We start from the raw sequence: 26,738 nt of genomic DNA, 5'->3' as shown, positions 1-26,738 counted from the left end.
CGCCATTCCGCGTGCATTGCCCTGTTAAACTCGGGTCAACACCCGCCATTGAATCCCGACGAGTGCCTGCCTCTCTCGACCTGTTGCTGTGCCTGCCTTTCCTGTTCGCCCTGCTGATTTCACTGGGGCGCCCCGGGTCGCGCAGCATCGCGGCGTGGCTGGCGGGTGCGGCGCCGCTGCTGGGCCTTGTCCTGTTGGCGACGATGACACCGGAGATCCTGCGCGGCGGCATCGTCCGTGCGGAACATGCGTGGATTCCGCAGATCGGCCTCAACTTCGGCCTGCGCCTGGATGGCCTGGCCTGGACCTTCGCCGGACTGGTGCTGGCGATCGGCGCGCTGGTGGTCATGTACGCGCATTACTACCTGAGCGCCCGCGATTCGGCGGTGCGCCTGTACGCGTACCTGCTGCTGTTCATGGGCTCCATGCTGGGCGTGGTGCTCGCCGGCAACCTGATCCTGTTGCTGGTGTTCTGGGAACTGACCAGCATCAGTTCGTTCCTGCTGATCGGCTACTGGCATCATCGCCAGGATGCGCGCGAAGGCGCGCGCATGGCGCTGGCGATCACCGGTGGCGGTGGCCTGGCGCTGCTGGCGGGCGTGCTGCTGCTGGGCCACATCGTCGGCAGCTATCAACTCGATGACGTGCTCGCCGCCGGTCCGCAGATCCGCGCGCACGCGCTGTATCCGTTGACCCTGGTGCTGGTGCTGATCGGCGTGTTCACCAAGAGCGCGCAGTTCCCGTTCCACTTCTGGCTGCCGCACGCGATGGCCGCGCCGACGCCGGTGTCGGCCTACCTGCATTCGGCCACGATGGTGAAGGCGGGCGTGTTCCTGCTCGCGCGCCTGCATCCCGCGCTGGCCGGCAGCGAACTGTTTTTCTATCTGGTCAGCGCGATCGGCGCGGCGACGCTGCTGATCGGCGCGTGGCAGGCGATTTTCCAGCAGGACATCAAGGGCGTGCTGGCGTATTCGACCATCTCGCACCTGGGCCTGATCACGCTGCTGTTCGGCCTGTCCACGCCGATGGCGGTGGTGGCCGGACTGTTCCACATCCTCAACCACGCGGTGTTCAAGGCGTCGCTGTTCATGGCCGCCGGCATCATCGACCACGAAACCGGCACCCGCGACATGCGCCGGCTCGGTGGCCTGCGCCACTACCTGCCGTTCACCAGCGCGCTGGCGATCATCGCCAGCTTGGCGATGGCCGGCGTGCCGCTGCTCAACGGCTTCCTGTCCAAGGAAATGTTCTTCGCCGAGACGCTCGACATGAGCGACGCGCACGCGGCCATGCGCTCGGCCATGAGCCTGATCGCGGTGCTGGCCGGCATCTTCGGTGTCGCGTACAGCCTGCGTTTCGTCCACGACACCTTCTTCGGCAAGGGACCCCGGGCGCTTGAGCACGAACCGCACGAACCGGCCCGCTGGATGAAGATTCCGGTGGAGATCCTGGTGGTGCTGTGCCTGATCGTGGGCATCGCGCCGGCCTGGACGATCGCGCCGGTGCTGGGCGCCGCGGTGCGCGGCACCCTGGGCGCGGCGGCGCCGGACTACAGCCTCGCGGTGTGGCATGGCTTCAATCTTCCGCTGCTGATGAGCGTGATCAGCCTGGTCGGCGGTGTGGCGCTGTACTTCGGCCTGCGCCGGCTGCTGGATCTGCACGCCATCGTGCGGCAGTCGCTGGGGCGGCGGATCTTCCTGTTCAACGTCGAGGCGCTGTTCGCGCTGGCGCAGCGGCTGACCCGCCGCATCGCCAACGGCAGCCTGCAACGCAGCCTGGCCTGGCTGGTGCTGGCGGCCATCGCGGTGGGCGTGGCGCCGTTCCTGTCGGGTGAGCACGCGATCGCCTGGCATGCGCCTCAGCCGATGCCGCCGCTGGGCTGGATCCTGTGGGGCCTGCTGGCGGCCTGCGCGATCGCTTCGCTGCGCTGGTACCGGCAGCGCCTGATCGTGCTGATCCTGCTCGGTGGCGCCGGCCTGGCGGTCAGCCTGACCTTCGTGTTCCTGTCGGCGCCGGATCTCGCGCTGACCCAGTTGCTGGTGGAAATGGTCAGCCTGCCGCTGCTGTTGCTGGGCATGCACTACCTGCCGTTCCGCTCGCCGCCGGAACGGGATTCGCTCCGCCGCTGGCGTGACATCGCGATCGCGCTGGCGGCCGGCATCGGCGTGGCGGTGCTGGCCTATGCGGCGATGACGCGTCCGGCGGGCGGCATCGGCACGGAGATGCTGGCCCGCTCGCTGCCGGAAGCCTTCGGACGCAACGTCGTCAACGTGATCCTGGTCGACTTCCGCGGCTTCGATACCTTCGGCGAGATCACCGTGTTCGGCATCGCCGCGCTGCTGGTGCACGCGCTGCTGCGGCGCGCGCGGATGGCGCCGGAGAAGATCATGCCCGGCCCGCCGATTGCCCTGCCGGTGCCGGCGGACCTGGCCCAGATCATGTTCCCGCTGACCCTGACGGTCTCGTTCTTCCTGTTCCTGCGCGGGCACAACGCGCCGGGTGGCGGTTTCGTCGCCGGCCTGGTGCTGGCGGTGCCGCTGCTGATGCAGTACGTGATGCAGGGCGCGGCCTCGGTGGAATCGCGTTTCGGGTTCGACTACGTGCGCTGCATCGGCGTTGGCCTGCTGGTGGCGGGTCTGGGCGGCGTCGCGCCACTGGCGCTGGGTTATCCATTTCTCACCAGCGGACACGTGGTGTGGAACCTGCCGCTGATCGGTGATCTGGAATTGACCAGCGCGATGGTGTTCGACACCGGCGTATACCTGGTGGTGTTCGGCGGCGCGATGCTGATCCTGTCGATGCTGGGCACCATCAAGCCCTCGCGCACGCAGGTGGCCCGCGAGGGCGTCATCGATCCCGATCAACGCTCACTCCGGACCGGCGAGGTGGAACGCTGATGGAACTCGCCCTGGCCAGCGCGATCGGCCTGCTCACCGCCTCCGGCGTGTACCTGCTGCTGCGCGCGCGCACCTTCGATGTCATCCTCGGGATGACCCTGCTCTCGTATGCGACCAACCTGCTGATCTTCGCGGGCGGGCGGGTGGTGGCCGGCAAACCGCCGGTCCTGCGCGACGGCGTGCCCACCACCCTGGCGTACTACACCGATCCGCTGCCGCAGGCGCTGGTGCTGACCGCGATCGTGATCGCGTTCGCGATGACGGCGGTCAGCATCGTGCTGGCCATCCGCAGCCGCGCCGACAACGGCAGCGATCACGTCGATGGCGGCGCCGGCGAGCAACGCCACGAGGCGCGCGTGGACGCGTACCACGAAGACCGGCGGAGGAAGGCATGAACCACCTGCCGCTGCTGCCAATTCTGGTGCCGCTGTTCGCGGCGGCGCTGGCCCTGTTCGCCGAGCACCGCCGTTTCGGCATGGTCCCGCAGCGGGTGATCGCCGGGCTGTCGCTGGCCCTCCAGCTGGCGGTGGCGCTGGTCCTGCTGCATGTGGTCGCCGATGGCACCGTGCTGGTCTACCTGCTGGGCGACTGGCCGGCGCGGCTGGGCATCAGCCTGATGGTCGATCGGCTGTCGGCGATGCTGGTGCTGGTGTCGGCGCTGCTGGCGGTGGCCTGCCTGTTGCACGCCGGCGCCGGCTGGGATCGGCGCGCGCCGCATTTCCACGCGTTCTTCCAGTTCCAGCTGATGGGCCTGAACGGCGCGTTCCTGACCGGCGACCTGTTCAACCTGTTCGTGTTCTTCGAAGTGCTGCTGATCGCCTCCTATGGACTGATGCTCAGCGGCGGGCGCGGGGACCGCATGCGCGCCGGCTTCCACTACGTCAGCGTCAACATCGCCGCCTCCACCCTGTTCCTGATGGCGCTGGGCCTGCTGTACGCGCTGCTGGGTTCGTTGAACATGGCCGAGATGTCGATGAAGGTGGCGCAGGCGCCGGCCGCGGATCTGCCGTTCATCCAGGCCGCGGCCGGCCTGCTGCTGCTGGTGTTCTGCACCAAGGCGGCGCTGTTGCCGATGTACCTATGGCTGCCGCAGACCTACGCGCACGCACCGGCGGCGGTCGCGGCGCTGTTCGCGATCATGACCAAGGTCGGCCTGTACGCGGTGCTGCGGGTAGGCCTGCTGCTGTTCGGCGCGTCGGCCGGGGCGCTGGCGGGCTTCGCCTGGGAATGGCTGCTGCCGGCCGGCGTGCTCACGCTGGCGCTGGCGTCGCTGGGCGTGATGGCGGCGGTGCGCCTGCGCGCGCTGGCGGCCTACCTGGTGCTGGTGTCGGCGGCCACCTTGTTCATCGCGTTCTCGCTGGCGCGTGAAGGCACGATCGGGGCCGGACTGTATTACCTGGCCCACAGCACGTTCGCCGGCGCCTCGCTGTTCCTGATCGCCGATCTGATCCGCCGGCGCCGAGGCGCGGACGGCGATCGCGGTGATCGCGGCCTGCCGGTGCCGGCCAAGACCCTGCCCGGGCTGATGTTCCTCATCGCCGCCGTCTCGCTGGCCGGATTGCCGCCGCTGTCGGGCTTCATCGGCAAGCTGCTGTTGCTGATGGCCACGACCGAACAGCGCTGGGTCTGGGCGGTACTGCTGGTGAGCAGTTTCCTGGTCATGGTGGGCGTGGCGCGCGCGGGCACGCGCCTGTTCTGGCGCGTGCCGCCGGACACGACCACCGCCACGCCGACCGACGCGATGGCCGCGCCGGCCCGCAGGCTGGAAACCGCCGCCACCCTGCTCCTGCTCGCTTACGGCGTGGCGATGGCGCTGGCCGCCGCGCCGATCCTGGACTACACCCGCGCCGCGGCCGCGCAGTTGCTCACGCCCGCCGATTACGTGGAGCAGGTCCGCGCGCAGCTGCCTGCGATGAGGGCGCCCTGATGATGAAGCGCTGGATTCCCTCCTGGCCGCTGAGCTTGACGATCTTCTGCTTCTGGATGCTGATGAACTCGGCGCTCAGCTGGGGGCATGCGGTGCTGGCGCTGGTGCTGGCGCTCGTGGTGCCGCTGTTCGCCGCGCGCCTGGACCGCGAGTTCGCGCGCATCGGCCGGCTGCGCCAAGTGCCACGGATGCTGTGGGTGCTGGGCTGGGACATCGTGCGGTCCAACATCGAGGTCGCGCGGCGGGTGCTCGGGCCGGAGTCGGCGATCACCCCCGGTTTCATCTGGGTGCCGCTGGACATCGGCAACATCCACGGCATCGCCGCGCTCACCAGCATCATCACCCTGACGCCCGGCACGCTGTCGGCGGTGCTGTCGGACGATCGCCGCCACCTGCTCGTGCACGTATTCGATCTGAAGGATCCCGAGGCGGTCATCGCCCAGATCAAGCAGCGCTACGAAGCGCCCCTGATGGAGATATTCCCATGACGCCCGAATCCATCGTCGCCGTCGCCATCGTCGCTTCCATGCACGTGGTCGGCCTGGCCATGCTGCTGGCGCTGTGGCGCCTGCTGCGCGGCCCGACCGTGCCGGACCGGATCCTCGCGCTGGACACCCTGTTCGTCGCCGCCATCGCCGAACTGATGCTGTTCGGCATGCACCTGCGCACGCCCATCTACTTCGAGGCCGCGCTGATCATCGCGATGCTGGGTTTCGTGGGCACCGTGGTGCTGAGCAAGTACATCCTGCGCCGGGACATCGTCGAATGAACCTGCTGATCGCCATCCTGCTCGCCCTGCTGCTGGCCGTCGGCAGCTTCTTCATCCTGGTCGGCTCGTATGGCCTGGCCAAGCTGTCGGATTTCTTCAAGCGCCTGCACGGCCCGACCAAGGCCAGCACGCTGGGCGTCGGCTGCGTGCTGCTGGCGTCGGTCGGTTATCACGCCGCGCTCGGCAGCGATCCGCAGCCGCGCGAGCTGCTGGTCACCGCGTTCCTGTTCATCACCGCGCCGATCAGCGCGCACCTGATGGCCAAGGCCGCGCTGTCGCTGAAGATGGCCGCGCGTCCGCCCGAACCGGGGCGAACCGATGCGCAGGCCGACGAACACACGGACGACGCGCCGGCCTGATCAGGCCAGCATCGCGATTTCCAGCACCACCCAGGCCACGAACGCCAGCACCAGCACCGCGCCCTCGCCGCGGCTGACCCGCAGATCGCCACGCAGCATCGGCAGCAGCATCACCGCGAAGGCAATCGCCGCGGGCAGTTCCAGGCGCACGAAGGAGGTCGGCAACGGCAACGGACGGAACAGCGCCATGCCGCCCACCACCACCAGCAGGTTGAACAGGCTGGAGCCGATCACGTGGCCGGCCACCATGTCACCCTGGCCGCGCCGCGCCGCGGCAATCGCCGCCGCCACTTCCGGCAGCGCGGTGCCGATCGCGACCGGCAACAAGCCTGAAAGCAGTGGCGTCAAACCCAACCCCGCGCCGATGGTGGCCGCGGACTGGACGATGAACTTCGCGCCGAAATACAGCAGCGCGATGGCGATGATCAGGCGCAGCAGCGCCTGTCCCCAGCCGACCACCGGGCCGGCGTAGGCCGCGACGTCGCCGCGTACCGCTTCGCTCTCGCGCGCGCCGCGCGCCAGCAGGAAACCCAGCATGGCGACGAAGGCCAGCAGCAGCACGCCGCCCTCCACGCGTCCGATGACGCCGTCCAGGCCCAGCACGATCAACACCAGAGTGGCGATGATCAGCAGCGCCAGCAGCGGCGAGAGCAGCCGCATCCGCACCAGCAACGGCGCGCACAGCGCCGCCACGCCCAGGGTCAGTCCGAGATTGACGATGTTGCTGCCGACCGCGTTGCCGAGCGCCAGGTCCTGGGCACCCACCCAGACCGCGCGCGCATTGACCGCCAGTTCCGGCAGCGAGGTGCCGAAGGCGATCAGCAGCAGTCCCGCCACGAAGGGCGAAGCCCCCAGGCGCTGCGCCAGCGCCGAGGCGCCCTTGACGATGGAATCCCCGCCCAGTGCCAGCAGCACCAGACCCAGCAGGAAAAAGCCCCAAGCCTCCATCCGCGCGCCTCCTCGCTTCGATGGGCGATTCTATGCCCGGCCGGCGGCGAGCCACCAGCCGGGCGCGACGACTCAGGAACAGCCTTCCACGTAGTCCGCCTGCGGCGTCAGTCCGACCCGCCAGCGGGTGACCTTGCCATCCGCCCCCACTTCGAACACCAGCTTGCTGGGGGCCACGCCGCTGGCCGTGATCGACAGATAGCGACCACCTTCGACGTACTTGTGCGGCGTGGATTGCAGACCGCCCTTGTAGAGCGCCTGCAGCGCATCGGCCTGCATGCCGACCTTGCCGCCGCCGGGCGCGGTTTCCTTGTCGGTGCCGACGTCATAACGGACGAACTTGCCGTCCTCGATCATGAAGGCCAGTTCGTTGCCGTCCTTCGCCCATTTCGGCAGCAGGTAGTGGCAGGTGCTTCCCTCGGCCGCCGGCAGCGATTTCAGTTCGCCGCCCCAGGCGGTCTTCGCCTCGTCCTCGCTGCTGCCGAGTTTCATGTCGCCGAAGCCCGCCAGTCCGGCCTGCGCCATCTCCGGCGGCGCCGCCGGATCCGTGGCGGGCGGTGCGGGGGATTCGGCCGGAACGTCGGCGGCCGGCGGCGGTGCGGGAGCGTCCGCTTGCTCGGGCGGCTGGGCGGCCGGCGGTTTGCAGGCGGCCAGCGCCAGCGTCAACGCGAAAGTCAGCAGGACCGGCTTGGGTGCGAACGTCATGGCGGCAGCTCCGTGGGAAAGACGCAGCCTAGCGCGTCGCCGTGAAACTGTCGCGAACGGATCAGTCCGGCTTGCGGAAGTGCTTCTGCAGTCCGGCCCAGCAGGCCAGGTAGTCGCGCTGGCGATGACCCGCTTCCAGCGCCTGCGTGGCCGGGCGGATCACCGCGCGGGTCTCGAACATGAAGGCCATGGTGTCGCGGATGATGTCCGGCTTGCCCAGATCCGCGGCGCTGGCCTTCTCGAAGGTCGCCGCGTCGGGGCCGTGTCCGGTCATGCAGTTGTGCAGCGACGCGCCGCCCGGCGCGAAGCCCTCCGCCTTGGCGTCGTACACGCCGGTGATCAGGCCCATGAACTCGCTGGCGATGTTGCGGTGGAACCACGGCGGACGGAACGTGTCCTGCGCCACCAGCCAGCGCGGCGGGAAGATAACGAAGTCGAGGTTGGCGGTGCCGTGGGTGTCGCTGGGCGAGGTCAGCACGGTGAAGATCGACGGATCCGGATGATCGAAACTGATCGATCCGATGGTGTTGAAATGACGCAGGTCGTAGCGGTACGGCGCGTAGTTGCCATGCCAGCCGACCACGTCCAGCGGCGAATGGCCGATGGCCGCGCGCCACAGGTGCCCCTGGAACTTGGCGATCAGTTCGAACTCGCCTTCCACGTCCTCGTAGGCCGCGTGCGGGGTTTCGAAATCACGCGGGTTCGCCAGGCCGTTGGCGCCAATCGGCCCCAGGTCCGGCAGGCGCAGCGCCGCGCCGAAGTTCTCGCAGACGTAACCGCGCGACGGACCGTCCGGCAGCTCGACCCGGAAACGCACGCCGCGCGGAACCACCGCGATCTGCTGCGGTTCGACCTCGACCACGCCCAGCTCGGTCGCGATCACCAGCCGTCCCTGCTGCGGCACGATCAGCAGTTCGGCATCGGCGTCGTAGAAGAAGCGGCCGTGCATCGACCGGTTGGCCGCGTACAGATGGAGGCCGACGCCATGCTGGCCGGCGGCCGACCCGTTGCCGGCCATGGTGTACAGGCCGTCGACGAAATCGGTGGCCGCCTCCGGCAGCGGCAGCGGGTTCCAGCGCAGCTGGTCCGGGGTCACCGGACCGTCGCCGAAATCATTGTGGAACCGGGGCTGGACGAAAGCCTCGAAATTCGAATGCATCGCCGCCGGCCGGATCCGGTACAGCCAGCTGCGCCGGTTCTCGCTGCGCGGCGCGGTGAACGCGGTGCCGGACAGTTGTTCGGCATACAGGCCGTGGGCCACGCGTTGCGGCGAATTGCGCCCCACCGGCAGCGTGCCGGCGATCGCCTCGCTGGCGAAGTGGTTGCCGAAACCGGTCTGGTAGCCGCTGCTCTTCATGGTGCCTGCCTGTGGACGCGACGTCCGTCGCGACGATGCCGATGACGCGATTCTGCCTGAACTGCGAACACGGCGGCGCGTCGGGCGCGCCACCGGAGGTGCGACGGCCTCAGAGCACGCCGCGGCGCATCTGGTCGCGTTCGATGCTCTCGAACAGCGCCTGGAAATTGCCTTCGCCGAAACCTTCGTTACCCTTGCGCTGGATGATCTCGAAGAAGATCGGACCGATCGCGTTCTGGGTGAAGATCTGCAGCAGCTTGCGCTGGTGGGTTTCCGGATCGGCGTCGATCAGGATCTTGTTCTTCGCCAGTCGCGGCACGTCCTCGCCATGGTCCGGAACGCGCTGATCGATGACGTCGAAATAGGTGTCCGGGGTGTCCAGGAACTCCACGCCCGCCGCGCGCATGGCTTCCACCGTCTCGTAGATATCGTCCGTGAAGCAGGCGATGTGCTGGATGCCCTCGCCCTTGTACGCGTCCAGGTATTCGTTGATCTGCGACTTCGGGTCCGAGGATTCGTTGAGCGGGATGCGCACGATGCCGTCCGGCGCGGTCATCGCCTTGGACAGCAGGCCGGTCTTGGCGCCCTTGATGTCGAAGTAGCGGATCTCGCGGAAATTGAACAGGCGCTCGTAGTAATCCGACCACTTGTCCATGTTGCCGAAGAACAGGTTGTGGGTCAGGTGATCGATGAAGGTCAGGCCGAAGCCCTTCGGCTGCTGGTCCGCGCCCTGCACCGGCAGGTAGTCGCCGTCGTAGATGCTGCCGGCGCTGCCGTAGCGATCCACCAGGTACAGCATGCAGTCGCCGATGCCCTTGACCACCGGGGCGGACACCGCGCGGGTGTCCGGCTTGTGCCCGATCGCTTCGCCGCCGTTGCGCAGGACGGTGTCGAACACCTGCTCGGCCGGCTTGCTGAAACGGATGGCGAAACCGCAGGCGCAGGGACCGTGCGCGCGGGCGAAATCGGCGGCGAACGAATCCGGGTCCTCGTTGACCAGGAAGTTCACCCCGCCCTGGCGATACACGGTGATCGGCCGGGTCTTGTGATGCAGCACGGCGGTGAAGCCGAGCCGGCGGAAATAGTCGTGCAGGGCTTCGCCCTGGCCCTCCGGGGCGGCGAATTCGACGAACTCGAAGCCGTCGATGCCCATCGGATTCTCGAAGGTCGTGACCTGCATGCCGAGGTTGGGTTGTGCGTTCATGGAGCGCCTCGCTAGGCTTGCGACAGGACAGCCTGCTTTATAGTTTCAATTGAAACTACTTGCAAGCTGCGCCGCGCCATTCCCTCCGAACCGGCCCCATGAACGACCCCAACCCGACCCCAGACGCCCCGCCCGCCCCCGCCCCCGCCGAGCATCCCCATGCCGTGCTGGAGCTGGAGCGCTTCCTGCCCTACCGCCTGAGCGTGCTGTCCAACCGGATCAGCCAGACCATCGCCCACCTGTACGACCAGCGCTTCGGCCTGGCCATCACCGAGTGGCGGATCATGGCGGTGCTCGGGCGCTTCTCCGGGCTGTCGGCCGGCGAAGTCGCCGAACGCACCGCCATGGACAAGGTCGCGGTCAGCCGCGCGGTCGCCAAGCTGCTGGAGCGCGGCCTGATCATGCGCGACACCCACGGCGACGACCGGCGCCGCTCGGTGCTGGCGCTGTCGGAGGTCGGCTATTCGGTCTACGACGAGGTCGCGCCGATGACCCTGGAATGCGAACGCCGCCTGCTGTCCGCATTCAGTCCGGAAGAGCGGCAGCAGATCAGCCTGCTGATCGACAAGCTGTCCGACGGCGTCGTCCACATGACCGGCTCCACGCCGTGGAAGCAGTCCGACTAGCACGAATCCGGATCACCGCGGACCGCGCGTGCGCCGGTATCCAGTCAAGAAAAAAGGCGGCCCGTGGGCCGCCTTTTTCATGTAACGCGATGACCGGTTTACTTCACGCCGTGCATCAGCTTCTGCACCAGCGGTGCTATCAGGAACAGCAGCACGCCGAAGCCCATCAGCGTCCAGAAACCGAACGTGTAGCCGGACAGCGCGGAAGCGGGCGTCATGCCGGTCTCGCCGCTGACGTGGCTGGCGAAGATGCCGGACAGGTTGTTGCCGATGCCGGTGGACAGGAACCAGCCGCCCATGCCGAAACCGACCAGGCGCACCGGCGCCAGCTTGGTCACCATGGACAGGCCGATCGGCGACAGGCACAGCTCGCCGATCGACTGGATCCAGTAGACCGCGAACAGGGTCCAGAACGGGATCTTCAGGCTCTGCGGATCCACCAGGCTGGACAGCGCGAACATCAGCAGCAGGAAAGCCAGGCCGTTGAAGATCAGGCCCAGGCCGAACTTGCGCGGAATCGACGGATTGGCGCGGCCCATCTTGACCCACAGCCACGCCATGATCGGCGCCAGGGTGATGATGGCGATCGAGTTGACCGACTGGAACCAGCCGACCGGGAAGATCCAGCCACCGAAGTTGCGGTTGACGATCTTGTCGGCCAGGAAGCTGAAGGAACTGCCGGCCTGTTCGAAGAAGCACCAGAACAGCACGTTGAAGGCGAAGATGATCAGCATCGCGATCACCATGTCGCGCTGCTTCGGCCCGTTGCGGATGCCTTCGACCAGCAGCAGGATCGCCAGGCCGATGAACATCGCGGTGAGGATCCACTGCAGCGAATCGGCACCCAGGTTCAACAGGAAGTAGAAACCGGGAATCGCGGCGATCGTGCAGATGGCCGTGATCGCCAGGCGGGCGACGCTCTCGCCACCGGCGGGCGGCACGCCGATGCCCTTCAGCTGGCGGCGGCCGAACCAGAACCACACCAGGCTGATCAGCATGCCCACGCCGGAGGTGATGAACACGACCTTGTAGGCCGGCATCGCATCGGTGCCGAACACCTTCTCGGCGAGCCAGCCGGTCAACAGCGGCGAGATCATCGCGCCGAGGTTGATGCCCATGTAGAACAGGGTGAAGCCCGAATCACGGCGTTCGTCGCCCACCGTGTAGAGCTTGCCGACCATGGTGGAGATGTTCGGCTTGAACAGGCCGTTGCCGGCGATGATGGTGGCCAGGCCGACCTTGAAGAGGGTCTGGTCCGGCAAGGCAATCATGAAAAGGCCCGCGGCCATGACCACCGCGCCCAGCAGGATCGAGCGCTGGTAGCCGATGATCCGGTCCGCCACGTAGCCGCCGAAGATGGCTGCCGCGTACACCAGCGCGAGGTACGCGCCGTAAACCTGGTTGGCCGGCGTCTCGCCGGTTCCGCTGCCGCCATAGAACTGCGCGACGATATACAGCACCAGTGCCCAGCGGATGCCATAAAAGGCGAACCGCTCCCAGAATTCTGTCATGAACAGCATCCACAATGGGCGCGGGTGGCCCAGGGCCTGCTGGAATTCCGGTATCGGTTGCACCGGATTTTGTGTATCGACGGCACCGCTCATGCGGTCTCCCCCCTCGTTATTCAGGAATGACAAATCCACGCGAAAGCCGCGCGGGACGGGGGAGAATTACCGACGTCCGCGGCTCCGTCAATGCCGATTTTCCTGAATACGGGGGGCGCCGGACCGCCGGAATGGCGGCGAAACCCGGTGGTTTCCGGGCGCATTCCGTCCCGGAAAGGGGCTCAGGGCGCGGGCGGGCGGGCGCCGTCGATGGAGGTCCGGACCTCGAACAGTTCCGGGAAGAACGACAGCTCCAGCGCCTGCTTGAGGAAGCCGACGCCACTGGAGCCGCCGGTGCCACGCTTGAAGCCGATGATCCGCATCACCGTGCGCATGTGGCGGAAACGCCAGAGCTGGAACTGGGATTCCAGATCCACCAGGTCCTCGCACAGCGAATACTCGCGCCAGTACCGATCGGTGTCTTCGTAGATGCGTTCGAACACCGGCAGCAGCTCCGGATCCGACACATGCGGCTGGCGCCAGTCACGCTCGCGGTGCGTCGACGGCACCGCGTGGCCGAAACGCGCCAGGTAACGCAGGAACTCGTCGTACAGGCCGGGCGCGTCCAGCGCCTGCTGCAACACCGCCTGGCCGTCGGGATCGTGGGCGAACACCTTGAGCATCGCCGCGTTCTTGTTGCCGAGCAGGAACTCGATGGTGCGGTACTGCAACGACTGGAAGCCGGAGGACGGCCCCAGCAGATCGCGGAAACCCATGTACTCGGACGGCGTCAGCGTTTCCAGCACCGACCATTGCTCGGTCAGCTGGCGCAGCACCTGCTTGGCCCGCGCCAGCACCTTGCGGGTCTGCCAGACCTCGTCGCGCTGCAGGTGGCCGATGGCCGCGCGCAGCTCGTGGATCATCAGCTTCATCCACAGCTCGGACACCTGGTGCTGGATGATGAACAGCAGTTCGTCGTGATGGGCCGGATCGGAGACCGGCTGCTGCGCCGCCAGCAGCCGATCCAGGCGCAGATAGCCGCCGTAGGTCAGGCGTCCTTCCAGATCGGTGTGGATGCCTGCTTCCAGGGCTCGCTCGTTCTTTTCTACGGACATCCGTCGACAGGCGGGGCAAGGCTGCGACCGCAGCGGGGCCGCCAGCGTAACCGATACCGGCAGGCCCGCCCGGTCCGGTCGGCGATTGCCAGCAAAAACCGGGACTTATGTCATCGCCATGCAATGCGCGGACCGGAGGCTTCCGCTACATTGCGCCAACCGGAGCCGGCCACGGCAGCATCGGGGAACGGCGCACGCATTCACGGTCAGGGAGAGTCTGTTGATGAGCATGCCTCGAAGCCGCCGCATGGCGGTCATGCTGTTTTCCGTCGCCACCCTGCTGCTTGCCGCCACGGCGCAGGCACAGGTGGTGGTCAGCCAGGTGTACGGCGGCGGCGGCAACAGCGGCGCCACGCTGAAGAACGATTTCATCGAACTGCGCAACAACGGCGCCGCCGCGGTCAGCCTGGAAGGCTGGAGCGTGCAATACGCCTCATCCACCGGCACCACCTGGAACCGGACCAACCTCACCGGCAGCATCGCGCCGGGCGGTTACTACCTGATCCAGCAGGCCCAGGGCAGTGGCGGCAGCGTCGACCTGCCCACGCCCGACGCGGTCGGCACGCTCACCCTGTCCGGCACCGCCGGCAAGGTCGCGCTGAGCCGCGGCACCGCCGCGTTGTCGGGCGCTTGCCCGCTCACCGATGCCAACGTGGTGGACTTCGTCGGTTTCGGCAGCGCCGCCAACTGCTTCGAGGGCGCCGCGCCGACCGGCACGCTCAGCAACACCACCGCCGCCCTTCGCAACGGCGAGGGCAGCATCGATACCCAGAACAACGGCGCCGATTTCAGCGTCGGCACGCCCAACCCGCGCAACAGCGGCGCGGCGCCGCCGGATCCGCCGGTGGCCCGCACCATTCCGCAGATCCAGGGCAGCGGGCTGGCCTCGCCTTACGTGCAGAAGCGGGTGGTGACCGAAGGCATCGTCACCGCGCTGAAGTTCAACAACGGCTTCTTCCTGCAGGCCGCCAACGACGATGGCGACCCGGCGACTTCCGAAGGCCTGTTCGTGTTCACCGGCAGCGCGCCGCCGGCCACCGCCGCGATCGGCAACCGGGTGCGGGTGACCGGCACGGTCGCCGAGTTCGTGCCGGCCTCCAATCCACACCAGTTGACCCTCACCCAGATCACCGGGCCCACCATCGAGGTGCTGGAAACCGGGGTGGCGCTGCCGGCGCCGGTTGAATTGTCCGCCGCCGAACTGGCGCCCGACGCCCTGCCCGGCACGCTGGAACGGCTGGAAGGCATGCGCGTGAGCGTGGCCCATGCGGTGGTGGTGGCGCCTTCGGGCGGCAGCATCGACGAGAACGACGCGACCGCGAGCAGCGACGGCGTGTTCCACGTGACCCTGCCCGCCGTCGCCCGTCCGTTCCGCGAACCCGGCATCGGCGTGATGGACGTGATCCCGATTCCGGGCGACAAGCATCCGCCGCGCTTCGACACCAACCAGGAACGCCTGATGGTGCGCAGCCGCGGCCAGATCGGCGCGCAGCCGATCTCGGTGGACACCGGCGCCGAGGTGAGCGGCCTGTCCGGCGTGCTCGACTACTTCTCCGGCACCTGGGCCCTGCTGCCGGACACGGCCACGCCGCCGTCGGTCAGGGGCGGCATGGCGCCGCAGGCCGTGCCGGACGCGCGCTATGACGAGGCGACCATCGGCAGCTTCAACCTGCTGCGCCTGTTCGACGAGGTGGCCGACGGCAACGGTGCGGTGACCCTGACCCCGGCCGCGCTGGACAAGCGCCTGGCCAAGGCGGCGCTGGCGATCTGCGGCTTCCTGAAGGCGCCGGACATCCTCGGCGTGGTCGAGGTCGAGAACCTGCGCGTGCTGCAGCTGCTGTCCGAACGCATCGACGCCACCTGTCCGCAGCGTCCTGCCTACGTGCCCTACCTGCAACCGGGCAACGACGTGGGCGGCATCAACGTCGGCTTCCTGGTCAGCACCCGCGCCACCGCCGGCGGCACCCCGCGGGTGGAAGTGCTGGAGGTGGTCCAGTTCGGCAAGAACACCACCCTGGCCAACCCCGACGGCAGCACCAGCCTGCTCAATGATCGCCCGCCGCTGCGCCTGCGCGCGCGCATCCACCAGGATGCCGGCGAGGGGTATCCGGTCAGCGTGATCGTCAACCACCTGCGTTCGCTCAACGACATGGACGACACCGCGCCGGGCAGCAACGGCTGGCCCACCGGCGGCGAACGCGTGCGTTCCAAGCGCGCCGCGCAGGCCGCCTACCTGGGCGGGCTGGTGCAGCAGATGCAGCAGGCCAATCCGGACGAGAAGATCGTGCTGGTCGGCGACTTCAACGCGTTCGAGTTCAACGACGGTTATGTCGACGTGATGGGCATCGTGCGCGGCGACGCCGCGCCGGCGGACCAGGTGCTGTCGTGGGCGCCGAGCCCGGTGACCACGCCGCTGATCGACGGCTCGCAGCTGATCGCCGATCCCGCCCAGCGCTACTCCTACGTGTTCGGCGGCAACGCGCAGACGCTGGATCACGTACTGGTCAACGAGGCGCTGGTGCTCGGTGCGGACGTGCGGGTGGATCACGCGCGCATCAACGCCGACTTCGGCGTGGACAACTTCGGCGACGCCAGCGTGGCGGTGCGTTCCTCCGACCACGATCCGGTCCGCCTGAGCATCCGCGTCCCCGCCTTCGCCCGCGCCGATCTGTCGGCGACGGTCGCCGCCGATCGCGGCGGCGCCTCGGTCGGCGACACCGTCGCCTACACCGCCAGCGTGCGCAACGCCGGCCCGGGTACGGCCGCGCCAGCGACGGTCGCGTTCGTGTTCGCCGCCGAGCTGACGCCGGTCCTGGGCACGGTCGCGCCGGGCTGGACCTGCGCCGCGCCCGAATCGTCCGCCGGCAACACGCGCGTGAGCTGCACCACGCCGTCGCTGGCGGCCGGTGCCGAAGCCGGCTTCACCCTGCACGCGGTGGTGCCGGCCAGCGTGGCCGGTGGCGCGCTCGGCCTGGGCGTATCGGCGAATTCGCCGGTGGCGGATCCGGCCAACGCCAACAACACCGCGGCCGTCGCGGTCAGCGTGGCCGCGCTGCCGCAGGCCGACCTGTCGGTGCGCCTGCTCGGAGGAGCGGCCAGCTTCCGGCGCGGTGCCATCGCCACCCTGCTGGTGCCGGTGCGCAATGCCGGTCCCGACGCGGCCGAACAGGTCAGGGTCGTGCTGGCCAGCAACGTCGAGGCACGCCACCTGGCCATCGCCGCGCCGCGTGGCTGGTCGTGCGGCCGGGTGAGCGATACCGCCACCGGCTCCGCAGCGCAGTGCACGCGCGAAGCGCCGTTCGCGTCCGGTTCGACCCAGGTGCTCGCGTTCGCGCTGGTGGTCCCCGACAAACCCAAGCGCGGCACGGTGTTCGCGTTCACCGCCCAGGTGGACAGCGCCACCCGGGATCCGGACACCGGCAACAACCGCGCCCAGCTGACCCGCTGACACGGCGCAAGAAAGGACGCACAAGGGCGCGGCCGTGGCCGCGCCCTTGTCGTTTCGAAGCGGGCTTCTGCAAACGGTTTCCCGGCTTCACTCCCCCGCACACCATCCGCGCGTGTCCGTCAAGCCGGGTTTTCCCGCGCAGAACCGGCGTGGTCCAACCTCCGGACAATTCCCGCGTGAACGCCGCGCGACCGTCGGCAAGCACCTGTCGCGGCTGGATTTCCCGGTTTTTTCCGCACACCGTGCGGATCTGTGTTGTTGCAGCGCAGGAAGGCCGGTCGGCTTCGGTTCCTTAACATTGGATCCCTCAACATTCGCTGCAACATCCGAAGAGTGACGCCCGGCATGACCATCGCCGCCAAGTTTGAAATCGAATTCCTCCAATACCTCGGCCCGGACGGAAAACCCGTCCGCGACGATCTGCCCGAAGCCGGGCGCGACACCCAGCGCCTGCGCGAGCTTTTCAAGCAGATGCTGTTCGTGCGCACCTTCGACACCAAGGCCATCGCGCTGCAGCGCACCGGCAAGCTGGGCACCTACGCCTCCTGCCTGGGCCACGAGGCCACCCACGTCGGCATCGGCGCCTCGATGAAGCCCGAGGACGTGTTCGCTCCCAGCTATCGCGAGTACGGCGCGCAGTTCATGCGCGGCGTGCAGCCGCGCGACGTGCTGATGTACTGGGGCGGCGACGAGCGCGGCAATGATTTCAAGATCGCCCGCCACGACTTCGCCTGGAGCGTGCCGATTTCCACCCAGTGCCTGCATGCCGCCGGCGCCGCGCTGGCGTTCAAGCTGCGTGGGCAGCCGCACCTGGCGGTCGCCACCTGCGGCGACGGCGGTTCGTCCAAGACCGACTTCTACGCGGCATTGAACTCCGCGGGCGCCTACGAGTTGCCGCTGATCCTGTGCGTGGTCAACAACGGCTGGGCGATCTCGGTGCCGCGCAAGGCCCAGACCGGCGCGCAGACCCTGGCCCAGAAGGGCCTGGCCGGCGGCCTGCACTGCCTGCAGGTCGACGGCAACGATCTGATCGCCGTGCTCGAGGCGATGCGCCGCGCCGGTGAGCGCGCGCGCAAGGGCCAGGGCGGCACCGTGCTGGAATTCGTCACCTACCGCCTGTCCGACCACACCACCGCCGACGACGCCCGCCGCTATCGCGACGACGCCGAAGTGAAGTCGGCCTGGGAACGCGAGCCAATGACCCGCTTGCGCACCTGGCTGACCGCGCAGGGCGCCTGGAGCGAGGCCGAGGAAACCGCGTGGAAGGAGGAATGCGGCGCGCGCGTGGACGAGGAAGTGAACGCCTATCTCAACACCCCGGTGCAGCCGGTCGAAGCGATGTTCGACTATCTGTACGCGGATCCGCCGCCGGAGCTGCTGGCGCAACGGGCCGCCGCGCTTGCCGCGGAGGGCCGCTCATGAGCACCGTGATGGAAAACAAGACCGCCGCCACCCACAAGACGGCCGACACCGTGGCCGCGCCGACCGCGATCACCCTGATCGAAGCCATCACCCAGGCGCTGGCCTGGGAAATCGCGCACGACGATTCGGTCATCGTGCTGGGCGAGGACGTGGGCGTGAACGGCGGCGTGTTCCGCGCCACCGCCGGCCTGCAGCAGCGCTTCGGCGCCGATCGCATCCTCGATACGCCACTCGACGAAACCACCATCGCCGGCCTCACCGTGGGCCTGGCCGTGCAGGGCATGAAGCCGGTCGCCGAAGCGCAGTTCGACGGCTTCGTCTACCCGATGGTCGATCACATCATCTGCCACGCCGCGCGCATGCGTTACCGCACCCGTGGCCGCCTGCACTGCCCGATGGTGCTGCGCGTGCCGTGGGGCGGCGGCATCCGCGCGCCGGAACACCACAGCGAAGCCAACGAGGCGATCTTCACCAACGTGCCGGGCCTGCGCGTGGTCCTGCCGTCCTCGCCGCAGCGCGCCTACGGCCTGCTGCTGGCGGCGATCCGGGATCCGGATCCGGTCATCTACATGGAACCCAAGCGCATCTACCGCCAGTACAAGGAAGTGGTGGCCGATGACGGCGAGGCGTTGCCGCTGGACGTGTGCTTCGTGCTGCGCGATGGCACCGACGTGACCCTGGTGAGCTGGGGCGCGCAGGTCAAGGAAGCGCTGGAAGCGGCCGACAAGCTGGCGGCCGAAGGCATCAGCGCCGAGGTCATCGACGTGGCGACGCTGCGTCCGCTCGACTTCGACACCATCGCCGAGTCGGTGTCCAAGACCGGCCGCTGCGTGATCGTGCACGAGGCCCCGCGCACCGCCGGCTTCGGCGCCGAGATCGCCGCGCGCCTGGCAGAGCACTCGATGTACGACCTGCTCTCGCCGGTCGAGCGCGTCACCGGCTACGACACCCACATCCCGCTGTTCCGCCTGGAGATGAAGTACCTGCCCAGCGTCGACAAGATTGTCGCCGCGGCCAAGCGCGCCCTGGCCAACGGCTGATGAAGCGCGCGCGGGTCATCGCCAGGCACCGCGCGCCGGAACGGCCCGCCATCCGGGTCGCCGCCGGCGACCCGGTCACGCTGGGCGAACGCGACACCGACTGGCCGCAGTTCGTCTGGACCAGCCTGGCGAGCGGGCTCGGCGGCTGGATTCCGGTCGCCCTGTTCGACGCCGAACACGGCGCGGCCACCGCGACGGATGAATACGACACGCGCGAACTGGATGCGGAGGAAGGCGAGATCCTGACCCTGCATCATGAAATGGCGGACTGGTGGTGGGCCGAGAACACACGCGGCCAGACCGGCTGGATCCCCGCGCGCAACCTGGAACCTTTCCAAGCAATACCTGCACAAGAGAAACCCGAATGAGCGACAGCAAGACCTTCAATCTTCCCGACCTGGGCGAAGGCCTGCCCGACGCCACCATCGTCGAATGGTTCGTCAAGGAAGGCGACGTGATCCGGCTGGACGAGCCGCTGGTGTCGATGGAAACCGCCAAGGCGGTCGTGGAAGTGCCGTCGCCGGTGTCCGGCAAGGTGCTGAAGCTGGCCGGCGGCGCGGGCGACGTGGTCGTCACCGGCAGCATGCTGGCGGTGTTCCAGCCCGACCCCAGCCTGCCGCAGCGCGCGGAGGGCCAGGACACCGGCCATCATCACGGCCCGGCCAAGCCGCAGGCGACGGAACCCGCGCCGGCCTCTCCGGCCGCCGTCACGCCCGCCCCCGCTCCTGCCGAATCCGAGCGCGATGACGCCGGCACCGTGGTCGGCGCGATGCAGAGCTCCAACGCCGTGCATACCGAGCAGGCCGTCGCCGTCGGCGGCGTCAAGGCGATGCCGGCGGTGCGCGCGATGGCCAGAAAGCTGGGCGTCGATCTGGCCCGCGTGCGCGCCACCGGCGCCGACGGCGCGGTGACCATGGCCGACGTGAAGCAGGCGGCCGCCGACGGTTCCGCCCGTGCGGGCGCGGCACCGGCCACCTCCGCGCCGGCGCGCGTCGTCGAGGCGACGCCGGCTCCCGTGGCCGCTCCGCAGCGCACCGCGCTGTCCGCCTCCGGCAAGCCCATGCGCACCCAGCCGCCGGGCGTGGCGGTCAGCGGCCAGCCGGAACAGCTCAAGGGCGTCCGCCGCAACATGGCGCGGGTGATGGCCGACGCGCACGCCAAGGTCGTGCCCACCACGCTCAGCGACGACGCCGACGTGCACGCCTGGACGCCGGGCAACGACGTCACCGCGCGCCTGATCCGCGCCATCGTCCGCGCCTGCAAAGCGGTGCCGGCGATGAACGCCTGGTTCGACGGCGACAAGCTCACCCGCACCCTGCATCCGCACGTGGACATCGGCATCGCCGTGGACACCGACGATGGCCTGTTCGTGCCCGCCCTGCGCAACGCCGACATCCTCGACGCGCGCGGCGTGCGCGAAGGCATCAACCGCCTGCGCGCGCAGGTCGAGGATCGCAGCATCCCGGCTTCGGAGTTGAGCGGTTACACCATCTCGCTGTCCAACTTCGGCATGTTCGCCGGCCGCTATGCGACTCCGGTGGTGGTGCCGCCATGCGTGGCGATCGTCGCCGCCGGCCGCGCCCGCCACCAGGTCACGCCGGTGATGGGCGGATTCGAGTCGCACAAGGTCATCCCGCTGTCGGTCACCTTCGATCACCGCGCCTGCACCGGCGGCGAGGCCGCGCGTTTCCTGAAGGCGCTGATCGACGATCTGGCCCTGCCGGCGTAAGCCGGCGAACGCCCGCCGCCGACACCGGCGGCGGGCCTGAGGCTCCTTCAATTCCACGGAGTACGGACATGGCGCATCGCAGTCGTCTCGCCGGCTTCATCATCGATTGCCAGACCCACGATCACGAAACCGCCGCGCAGTTCTGGAGCCAGGCGCTGGGCCTGCCGCGCGGTGAGACCTACCAGGACGGCGAAGCCCACTACGCGGAGCTGGAAGGCGCGCCGGGCGGGCTGCACGTGGAAGTCCAGCAGGTGGCGCACGCGTCACGCGTCCATCTGGACATCGAGGCCGACGACATCGACGCCGAGGCCGACCGGCTGGAGAAACTGGGCGCCAGGCGCATCGGCTTCGTCAAGCGCTGGTGGGTGATGGAGGCGCCCACCGGCCAGCGCTTCTGCGTGGTGCGCATGCGCCATCCCGAACGCGGCACGGAACCGAACCACTGGGATTGACCGACCACCGGCACGCGCCCCTGTTTCCGGAGCATCCACATGGCCCACCACAGCCGCCTCGCCGGCTTCATCATCGACTGCCGGACCGATGACCTCGACGCCGCCTCCTCGTTCTGGAGCCGAGCGCTCGGGTTGCCGGTGGTCAGCGCCGATGATGGCGGAGTCGGCCTGTACGACCGGCTGAAGGACGCGAGCGGCGGCCTGCACGTGGAAGTGCAGAAGGTCGATCATCCTTCGCGCGTGCACCTGGACATCGAGGCCGACGATCTGGAAGCCGAGGCCGCGCGACTGGAACGGCTCGGCGCGCGCCGCATCCGCTTCGTCCACGATCGCTGGTGGGTGATGGAAGCACCCACCGGCCAGCGTTTCTGCATCGTGCCGATGGGCGAAGGCGAGCGCGAAGGCCTCAACCGCTGGGATTGATCAGCGGCGATCCCGGTCCAGCCAGCAGGCCAGGCCCTGCGCGTTGAGTTCGATGTCCATCCCCAGCACCTGCGACACGCCCGCATCGTCGAGCGGACAGCGCTGCGCGCGCGCGCGTTCCTGGTACAACGCGGTCAGTCCGGCGACCATGGCGCGGTGCCGATCCGGCTTGCCGTCGCACTGCCGCGCCAGCACGCACATCGCATCGATCTGTTCGAACAGTTCCGCCGCCAGCCGGTCCGGTTCGGTCACCCGCCCATAGTGGGTGAGGTACATCGCCTGCGGCCGGTAGGCGAGCAGGCGCGCGATGGACGTCTTCAGCGCTTCGGGCTCGAACTGCACCGGCGAGCTGGTCGGCAGGATGAACGGGCCGTGCGGACCGTCCATCTCGCGATAGGACAGGCCGAAGGTGTCGCCGGTGAACCAGCTGCGGCTGCGCTCGTCCCACACGCAGTAGTGGTGGCGCGCGTGCCCGGGAGTATCGATACATTGCAGCCGGCGTCCGGCCAGTTCCAGCGTGTGGCCATCCTCGGCGATGACCACGCGCTCCTCCGGCACGGCCCGGATCTGTCCGTAGCTACGAGCCATTTCCGCTTCGCCGTAGACCGCGGTGGCGCCGGCGATCAGCCTGGACGGATCGATCAGGTGGGGCGCGGCGCGCGGGTGCGCCACCAGCCGGGCGCGCGGCAGTCGCGCCATCAGTTCACCGGCGCCGCCGGCGTGATCCAGGTGCGCGTGGGTGACCAGTACCCAGTCGATGTCGTCTGGCTCCAGGCCCGCGTCGCGCGCCGCTTGCAACAGGCGGGGCACCGCATAATTGGTGCCGGTGTCGATGAATGCGCCACGTCCCTGCTCGACGATCAGGTAGGCGGCATCGAAATGATCCCGCTGGAACGCGGTATCGAGGGTGTGGATGCCAGTGGTGTCCATACGCTGGTGGGGTAACGCGAGGATGCCGACGATTCTACCGATGCACTGGCGCCGTCACGATGCATCTTTGGTCGCAGAAGCCCACCGTCCACCTCATTGCGGGAGCGACGCGAGTCGAATCGGAAACTCTCCGCGCCGCGATTCATCCCTCCCGGTAGCGAAGACATGAATCCGGGACGCTTCTTCGCGACTCGCCTCGCTCCCGCACCAGCGGCCCGGGTGCTGCCGGTTCGCGTACTCAGCGGCGCTCCAGCCACCATGACCGCAGCAGCACCGCCACCGTCAGCACGAACAGGAACCCGCCGTAGCCGACCAGCGTCGCCAGCACCTGCTTCCAGATCGCGCCGGTGCCGATGTCGGCCAGGCCCAGCGCATAGCCCCAGTACATGCCCAGCATGCTGAGCACGAACGCCACCATCAGGCTGATCGTATCGAACGCCTTGCGCCGGCCATTGCGCGGCTGGCGCGGGAACATCCAGAACAGCGTTCCCAGCAGTGCGAACCACGGCAGGAACAACACCATCGCCAGGAACGGCATCTCAGGCCTCGGCGTCGCGCAGTTGCTTCAGCGCCGCCAGCACCTCGGCGACCGGCACCTGCAGCACGATCTCCGGCGTCTCCATCTGGTCCGCGCGTTCGGCCTGCTTCAGCACCGCGATGATCTGGCCCGCGTCCTTCGGCGCATCGAAGCCGTTGCTCTGGATCAGCAGCCTGCCATCGGCATCGGTGAACTTGAAGTAGAACCGCGCGTCGGTGTCGCGGTACTGCTTGAACTGCGGCAACGCCGCCTTGGCGGTCGCCGCCTTCGCCGGCGCGGCCGGCTGCTCGGCCAGGTTGCGCAGGCCGACCGCGTGGCGCAGTTCGGCCAGCAGCGGGATGGCGTACTTCGTGCGCAGGCGCTGCGCGCCGTCGCGCAGGATCGCCTCGATATCGCCCGGTCGCGCCATCAGCGCCAGGTACTTCTCGCGCAGCGGGGCGATTTCCGCGTCGATGCGTTCGAACAGTTTCTGCTTGGCGTCGCCCCAACCGATGCCATCGGCGAACGCCTGGGCGAACGCGGCGGTTTCCTCCGCGCTGGCGAACGCCTGGTAGAGCTGGAACAGCGCCGAACCATCGGTGTCCTTGGCTTCACCCGGTCCACGCGAGTCGGTGAGGATCGAGAACACCAGCTTCTTCAGCTCCTCGCGCGGGACGAACAGCGGAATCGTGTTGTTGTAGCTCTTGCTCATCTTGCGCCCATCCAGGCCGGGCAGCGTGGCGACGTTGTCGTCGATGAGCACTTCCGGCAGGACGAAATACTCCTTGCCGTAGACATGGTTGAAACGCTGGCCGAAGTCACGCGCCATCTCGATGTGCTGGATCTGGTCGCGGCCCACCGGTACCTGGTTGGCGTTGAAGATCAGGATATCGGCGGCCATCAGCACCGGGTACATGAACAGCCCCGCGGTCACTCCGGCATCGTCGTCCTCGCCATCGGCGCGGTTCTTGTCCACCGCCGCCTTGTAGGCGTGCGCGCGGTTGAGGATGCCCTTGCCCGCCACGCAGGTGAGGAACCAGGTCAGCTCGGTGATCTCGGGAACATCGCTCTGGCGGTAGAACCACACCTTGTCCGGATCCAGGCCGGCGGCCAGCCAGGTGGCGGCGATCTCCAGCGTAGAGCGCTGGGTGCGCGCCGGGTCCTGCGCCTTGATCAGGCTGTGCAGGTCGGCCAGGAAGTAGAAGCTCTCCACATCCGGATTGCGGCTGGCCGCCACGGCGGGGCGGACCGCGCCGACGTAATTGCCCAGGTGGGGAGTGCCGGAGGTGGTGATGCCGGTCAGGACTCGGGTGGTCATCGCGTCTTTCTGAAGTCTGAACACGGCCAGTTTAACCGCTGGCGGCGCAAACCCCATCGACGGCGGCGACGCGTTGACACGCACGTCCCTCCCGGAGAACCGCCATGTTCCGCGCCTGCCTGCTCCTGCTTGCCTCGCTGTTCCCGCTGGCCGCCTGTTCCCGCGCGGAGGCGGGCCCCCTCGTGGACGTGTCGGTGGTCGATCGCGACACCGGCCAATGGCTGCCCGCCTATCCGCACCGGGGCGATACCTGGGTGGCGGGTCAACCCGGCCACCGCTACGCCGTGCGCCTGACCAACACCACCGGCGAGCGCGTGCTGGTGGTGATGTCGGTGGATGGCGTCAACGCCGTCACCGGCGAGACCGCCGCGCCCTCGCAGGCCGGCTACGTGCTCGATCCGTGGGAAACGGCCGAGATCGCCGGCTGGCGCAAATCGCTGGACGACATCGCCCAGTTCGTCTTCACCGATCACGGCGACAGCTACGCAGCGCGCACCGGGCGACCGCGCAATGTCGGCGTCATCGGCGTGGCGGCTTTCCGCGAGGCACGTCCCTACTACCGGCCGCCCTATCCGGTCGCACCGCCCCCCTATCCGCCCTATGCCGGCGCGCGTACCCGGTCGGAGGCGGCCAGCACCGCGAAAGCCGCGGGTGCGGCGGCGCCCGAAGCCGCGAACGACGCCATCGCCGGCCGCCAGCGCATCGGCACCGGCCATGGCGAACGCGAATGGGCGCCGGTGGGTTCCACCGATTTCGTGCGCGCCCGCCGCACGCCGGATCAGGTCAGCCAGATCCGCTACGACGAGCCACGCCGGCTGGTGGCCCTGGGAATCCTGCCGCCGCCGCACCGTCGTCTCCATCGCGATCCAGCGCCGCAGGCGTTTCCCAACGGCTTTGTCGCGGATCCGCCGCCTCGCTGGCGCTGAAACCCCTGCCCCCGGATCAGAACGGGCCGCGCGAGCGGCCCGTGGTTTTCCCGGCGGCGATCCGGGTTCAGTGCTTCATGTCCGACCGCAGGCTGCGCTCGAACGCCTTCACTTCATCGTGGGCGCGTTCGCGGTTCCAGCCGTAGCGTTCCTGCAGACGCCCTTCCAGATACTCGGCATTGCCCTCCACCACCTGGAAGTCGTCGTCGGTCAGATCGCCCCATTTGGCCTGGATCTTGCCCTTCAATTGCTTCCAGTTGCCGGCGATGATGTCCTGGTTCATGGGATGTCCTCTTGGTTTCGCGGCGGGGGATACCGCGCGACCAGCATCTCAGGCGAACCATTCCCTCGCGATCAAGGTGGCGTCAACGGCACATTATTTGCACTGTGGACATGCGTTCGCAGAACGCCATCGCACTCATCGCCGGATTCGCGATTCCCAACGGGAAAGGGCCGGCGAATGCCGGCCCTTTCGTCGCCTTGGCCGGCTGCGGCCGGCATCAGCGGTTCGGCAATTATTTGCCGGAAGCGTCCTCGACCTTCTCGCCGACCTTCTGTACGTCCTTGCCGAACCCCTTGACGGTGTTGCAGCCGGACAGCGCGGCGATCGAGAACAGGGCGATGAACAACAGAGCGGCGTAGCGCTTCATGGAAAACTCCTGGTAGTAAGTTGGCTCCACACGGGGGATGCGGCGGCGGTGCTTCCGCGCCGGCTTTCCCCTGCGGCGGCGAGTCTGATTAAAGCATGCTGCATCGGGGCTGACCAAGGTCCCCCGCAAACGAAAGGGCCGGCAATGCCGGCCCTTCCGGAAGGCGCGCCTCGTCGCTGCGCCCGAGGGGTCAGTGCGTCAGCACTTGCCGTCCTTGCAGTCCTGCGCCTTGTCCTCGACCTTTTCGCCGACCTTCTGCACGTCCTTGCCGGCGCCGGCCACGGTGTTGCAGCCGGAAAGAACAGCGGTGGAAAACATCGCCAGCATCAGCAAAGCCATCCAACGTTTCATGCTCGCCTCCTTGGTGAAATGTCCGGTGGAACCCTGCTGCTTCGGCGCGGGAAACCGCCTCGCAGCGTGGCTCCACCATGG

The 26,738-nt window shown here is 68.3% G+C and carries 27 protein-coding genes; 15 read left to right on the top strand and 12 right to left on the bottom strand.

All coding sequences use genetic code 11. The annotated features are described in order from the left end of the window. The first annotated feature begins 62 nt into the window (after nt 1–62). The 6 genes from ACTHN1_RS04460 to ACTHN1_RS04435 are packed head-to-tail and all read left to right on the top strand — an operon-like array spanning nt 63 to nt 5,952. Nucleotides 63–2,897, top strand: coding sequence for a monovalent cation/H+ antiporter subunit A (locus tag ACTHN1_RS04460; RefSeq protein WP_440469753.1), 2,835 nt, complete (start codon nt 63–65; stop codon nt 2,895–2,897). Further along, on the top strand, nt 2,897–3,292 hold the full coding sequence (locus tag ACTHN1_RS04455; RefSeq protein WP_440469752.1) for a Na+/H+ antiporter subunit C: 396 nt from the start codon (nt 2,897–2,899) through the stop codon (nt 3,290–3,292). Before ACTHN1_RS04460 ends, ACTHN1_RS04455 begins: the two co-directional genes overlap by 1 nt. Continuing rightward, nucleotides 3,289–4,824 carry a monovalent cation/H+ antiporter subunit D gene (locus ACTHN1_RS04450; protein WP_440469751.1) on the top strand — a complete coding sequence of 512 codons (1,536 nt, stop codon included), beginning with the start codon at nt 3,289–3,291 and terminating at the stop codon, nt 4,822–4,824. The genes ACTHN1_RS04455 and ACTHN1_RS04450 overlap by 4 nt, the downstream gene beginning before the upstream one ends. Continuing rightward, nucleotides 4,824–5,312 carry a Na+/H+ antiporter subunit E gene (locus ACTHN1_RS04445; RefSeq protein ID WP_440469750.1) on the top strand — a complete coding sequence of 163 codons (489 nt, stop codon included), beginning with the start codon at nt 4,824–4,826 and terminating at the stop codon, nt 5,310–5,312. Before ACTHN1_RS04450 ends, ACTHN1_RS04445 begins: the two co-directional genes overlap by 1 nt. Then, nucleotides 5,309–5,593 (top strand): K+/H+ antiporter subunit F, encoded by a 285-nt coding sequence (locus tag ACTHN1_RS04440; protein ID WP_440469749.1) that lies wholly within the window; start codon nt 5,309–5,311, stop codon nt 5,591–5,593. Before ACTHN1_RS04445 ends, ACTHN1_RS04440 begins: the two co-directional genes overlap by 4 nt. Beyond that, a complete protein-coding gene (locus tag ACTHN1_RS04435; protein WP_440469748.1) occupies nt 5,590–5,952 on the top strand; it encodes a Na+/H+ antiporter subunit G in 363 nt (120 codons plus the stop codon). The genes ACTHN1_RS04440 and ACTHN1_RS04435 overlap by 4 nt, the downstream gene beginning before the upstream one ends. Here the strand turns inward: ACTHN1_RS04435 and ACTHN1_RS04430 are convergent, their stop codons facing one another. The 4 genes from ACTHN1_RS04430 to hppD form a co-directional block, all read right to left on the bottom strand. Further along, nucleotides 5,953–6,900, bottom strand: coding sequence for a calcium/sodium antiporter (locus ACTHN1_RS04430; RefSeq protein WP_440469747.1), 948 nt, complete (start codon nt 6,898–6,900; stop codon nt 5,953–5,955). Between the two features lie 72 nt (nt 6,901–6,972). Then, nucleotides 6,973–7,605 (bottom strand): lectin, encoded by a 633-nt coding sequence (locus tag ACTHN1_RS04425; protein ID WP_440469746.1) that lies wholly within the window; start codon nt 7,603–7,605, stop codon nt 6,973–6,975. Between the two features lie 61 nt (nt 7,606–7,666). Then, nucleotides 7,667–8,962, bottom strand: a complete 1,296-nt coding sequence (hmgA, locus tag ACTHN1_RS04420) for a homogentisate 1,2-dioxygenase (protein WP_440469745.1) — start codon at nt 8,960–8,962, stop codon at nt 7,667–7,669. Nucleotides 8,963–9,071: 109 nt separating this feature from the next. Then, nucleotides 9,072–10,166, bottom strand: a complete 1,095-nt coding sequence (gene hppD / locus ACTHN1_RS04415) for a 4-hydroxyphenylpyruvate dioxygenase (protein WP_440469744.1) — start codon at nt 10,164–10,166, stop codon at nt 9,072–9,074. Between the two features lie 98 nt (nt 10,167–10,264). Between hppD and ACTHN1_RS04410 the strand changes: the two genes are divergently transcribed. After that, nucleotides 10,265–10,792 carry a MarR family winged helix-turn-helix transcriptional regulator gene (locus tag ACTHN1_RS04410; RefSeq protein WP_440469743.1) on the top strand — a complete coding sequence of 176 codons (528 nt, stop codon included), beginning with the start codon at nt 10,265–10,267 and terminating at the stop codon, nt 10,790–10,792. 98 nt (nt 10,793–10,890) lie between these two features. Here ACTHN1_RS04410 and ACTHN1_RS04405 read toward each other — a convergent pair whose 3' ends face one another. Continuing rightward, a complete protein-coding gene (locus tag ACTHN1_RS04405; protein WP_440469742.1) occupies nt 10,891–12,396 on the bottom strand; it encodes a peptide MFS transporter in 1,506 nt (501 codons plus the stop codon). A 182-nt stretch (nt 12,397–12,578) separates the two neighbouring features. Beyond that, nucleotides 12,579–13,451, bottom strand: coding sequence for a tryptophan 2,3-dioxygenase (locus ACTHN1_RS04400; RefSeq protein WP_440469741.1), 873 nt, complete (start codon nt 13,449–13,451; stop codon nt 12,579–12,581). 223 nt (nt 13,452–13,674) lie between these two features. Here ACTHN1_RS04400 and ACTHN1_RS04395 point away from each other — a divergent pair, with 223 nt between their 5' ends. The 7 genes from ACTHN1_RS04395 to ACTHN1_RS04365 all read left to right on the top strand — a co-directional run bounded on the left by ACTHN1_RS04395 (nt 13,675) and on the right by ACTHN1_RS04365 (nt 21,965). Continuing rightward, nucleotides 13,675–16,899, top strand: coding sequence for a lamin tail domain-containing protein (locus ACTHN1_RS04395; protein ID WP_440469740.1), 3,225 nt, complete (start codon nt 13,675–13,677; stop codon nt 16,897–16,899). A 345-nt stretch (nt 16,900–17,244) separates the two neighbouring features. After that, nucleotides 17,245–18,321 (top strand): pyruvate dehydrogenase (acetyl-transferring) E1 component subunit alpha, encoded by a 1,077-nt coding sequence (gene pdhA, locus ACTHN1_RS04390; protein WP_440469739.1) that lies wholly within the window; start codon nt 17,245–17,247, stop codon nt 18,319–18,321. A gap of 8 nt (nt 18,322–18,329) precedes the next feature. After that, entirely contained in the window at nt 18,330–19,361 is a 1,032-nt protein-coding gene (locus ACTHN1_RS04385; protein WP_440469780.1) for an alpha-ketoacid dehydrogenase subunit beta, read from the top strand. Further along, the gene (locus ACTHN1_RS04380; protein ID WP_440469738.1) at nt 19,361–19,729 is read left to right on the top strand and encodes an SH3 domain-containing protein; all 369 of its coding nucleotides are present in this window, start codon (nt 19,361–19,363) and stop codon (nt 19,727–19,729) included. The genes ACTHN1_RS04385 and ACTHN1_RS04380 overlap by 1 nt, the downstream gene beginning before the upstream one ends. After that, nucleotides 19,726–21,090: a dihydrolipoamide acetyltransferase family protein gene (locus ACTHN1_RS04375; protein ID WP_440469737.1), complete on the top strand. Its 1,365-nt coding sequence runs from the start codon at nt 19,726–19,728 to the stop codon at nt 21,088–21,090. Before ACTHN1_RS04380 ends, ACTHN1_RS04375 begins: the two co-directional genes overlap by 4 nt. A 68-nt stretch (nt 21,091–21,158) precedes the next feature. Then, a complete protein-coding gene (locus tag ACTHN1_RS04370; RefSeq protein ID WP_440469736.1) occupies nt 21,159–21,542 on the top strand; it encodes a VOC family protein in 384 nt (127 codons plus the stop codon). Between the two features lie 39 nt (nt 21,543–21,581). Beyond that, nucleotides 21,582–21,965: a VOC family protein gene (locus ACTHN1_RS04365; RefSeq protein WP_440469735.1), complete on the top strand. Its 384-nt coding sequence runs from the start codon at nt 21,582–21,584 to the stop codon at nt 21,963–21,965. On the opposite strand, the gene ACTHN1_RS04360 is transcribed toward ACTHN1_RS04365, so the two are convergent. The 3 genes from ACTHN1_RS04360 to ACTHN1_RS04350 all read right to left on the bottom strand — a co-directional run bounded on the left by ACTHN1_RS04360 (nt 21,966) and on the right by ACTHN1_RS04350 (nt 24,730). Beyond that, entirely contained in the window at nt 21,966–22,895 is a 930-nt protein-coding gene (locus ACTHN1_RS04360) for an MBL fold metallo-hydrolase (RefSeq protein ID WP_440469734.1), read from the bottom strand. 238 nt (nt 22,896–23,133) lie between these two features. After that, nucleotides 23,134–23,433 (bottom strand): hypothetical protein, encoded by a 300-nt coding sequence (locus ACTHN1_RS04355; protein ID WP_440469733.1) that lies wholly within the window; start codon nt 23,431–23,433, stop codon nt 23,134–23,136. Nucleotide 23,434: 1 nt separating this feature from the next. Beyond that, nucleotides 23,435–24,730, bottom strand: a complete 1,296-nt coding sequence (locus tag ACTHN1_RS04350; protein WP_440469732.1) for a tryptophan--tRNA ligase — start codon at nt 24,728–24,730, stop codon at nt 23,435–23,437. A 104-nt stretch (nt 24,731–24,834) separates the two neighbouring features. On the opposite strand from ACTHN1_RS04350, the gene ACTHN1_RS04345 reads away from it, so the two are divergent. Continuing rightward, the gene (locus ACTHN1_RS04345; RefSeq protein ID WP_440469731.1) at nt 24,835–25,656 is read left to right on the top strand and encodes a hypothetical protein; all 822 of its coding nucleotides are present in this window, start codon (nt 24,835–24,837) and stop codon (nt 25,654–25,656) included. Nucleotides 25,657–25,723: 67 nt separating this feature from the next. Here ACTHN1_RS04345 and ACTHN1_RS04340 read toward each other — a convergent pair whose 3' ends face one another. The 3 genes from ACTHN1_RS04340 to ACTHN1_RS04330 all read right to left on the bottom strand — a co-directional run bounded on the left by ACTHN1_RS04340 (nt 25,724) and on the right by ACTHN1_RS04330 (nt 26,657). Continuing rightward, nucleotides 25,724–25,939, bottom strand: coding sequence for a CsbD family protein (locus tag ACTHN1_RS04340; RefSeq protein WP_440469730.1), 216 nt, complete (start codon nt 25,937–25,939; stop codon nt 25,724–25,726). A gap of 232 nt (nt 25,940–26,171) precedes the next feature. Next, the gene (locus ACTHN1_RS04335; protein ID WP_295377958.1) at nt 26,172–26,306 is read right to left on the bottom strand and encodes an entericidin A/B family lipoprotein; all 135 of its coding nucleotides are present in this window, start codon (nt 26,304–26,306) and stop codon (nt 26,172–26,174) included. Nucleotides 26,307–26,504: 198 nt separating this feature from the next. Next, nucleotides 26,505–26,657 carry an entericidin A/B family lipoprotein gene (locus ACTHN1_RS04330; RefSeq protein ID WP_440469729.1) on the bottom strand — a complete coding sequence of 51 codons (153 nt, stop codon included), beginning with the start codon at nt 26,655–26,657 and terminating at the stop codon, nt 26,505–26,507. Nucleotides 26,658–26,738: the final 81 nt, after the last annotated feature.

It is taken from the genome of Pseudoxanthomonas sp. (assembly GCF_051953815.1).
Taxonomy (GTDB): Bacteria; Pseudomonadota; Gammaproteobacteria; order Xanthomonadales; family Xanthomonadaceae; genus Pseudoxanthomonas_A.
The sequence above is the reverse complement of the archived record's forward strand: the minus strand, read 5'-3'. Positions and strand labels throughout refer to the sequence as shown.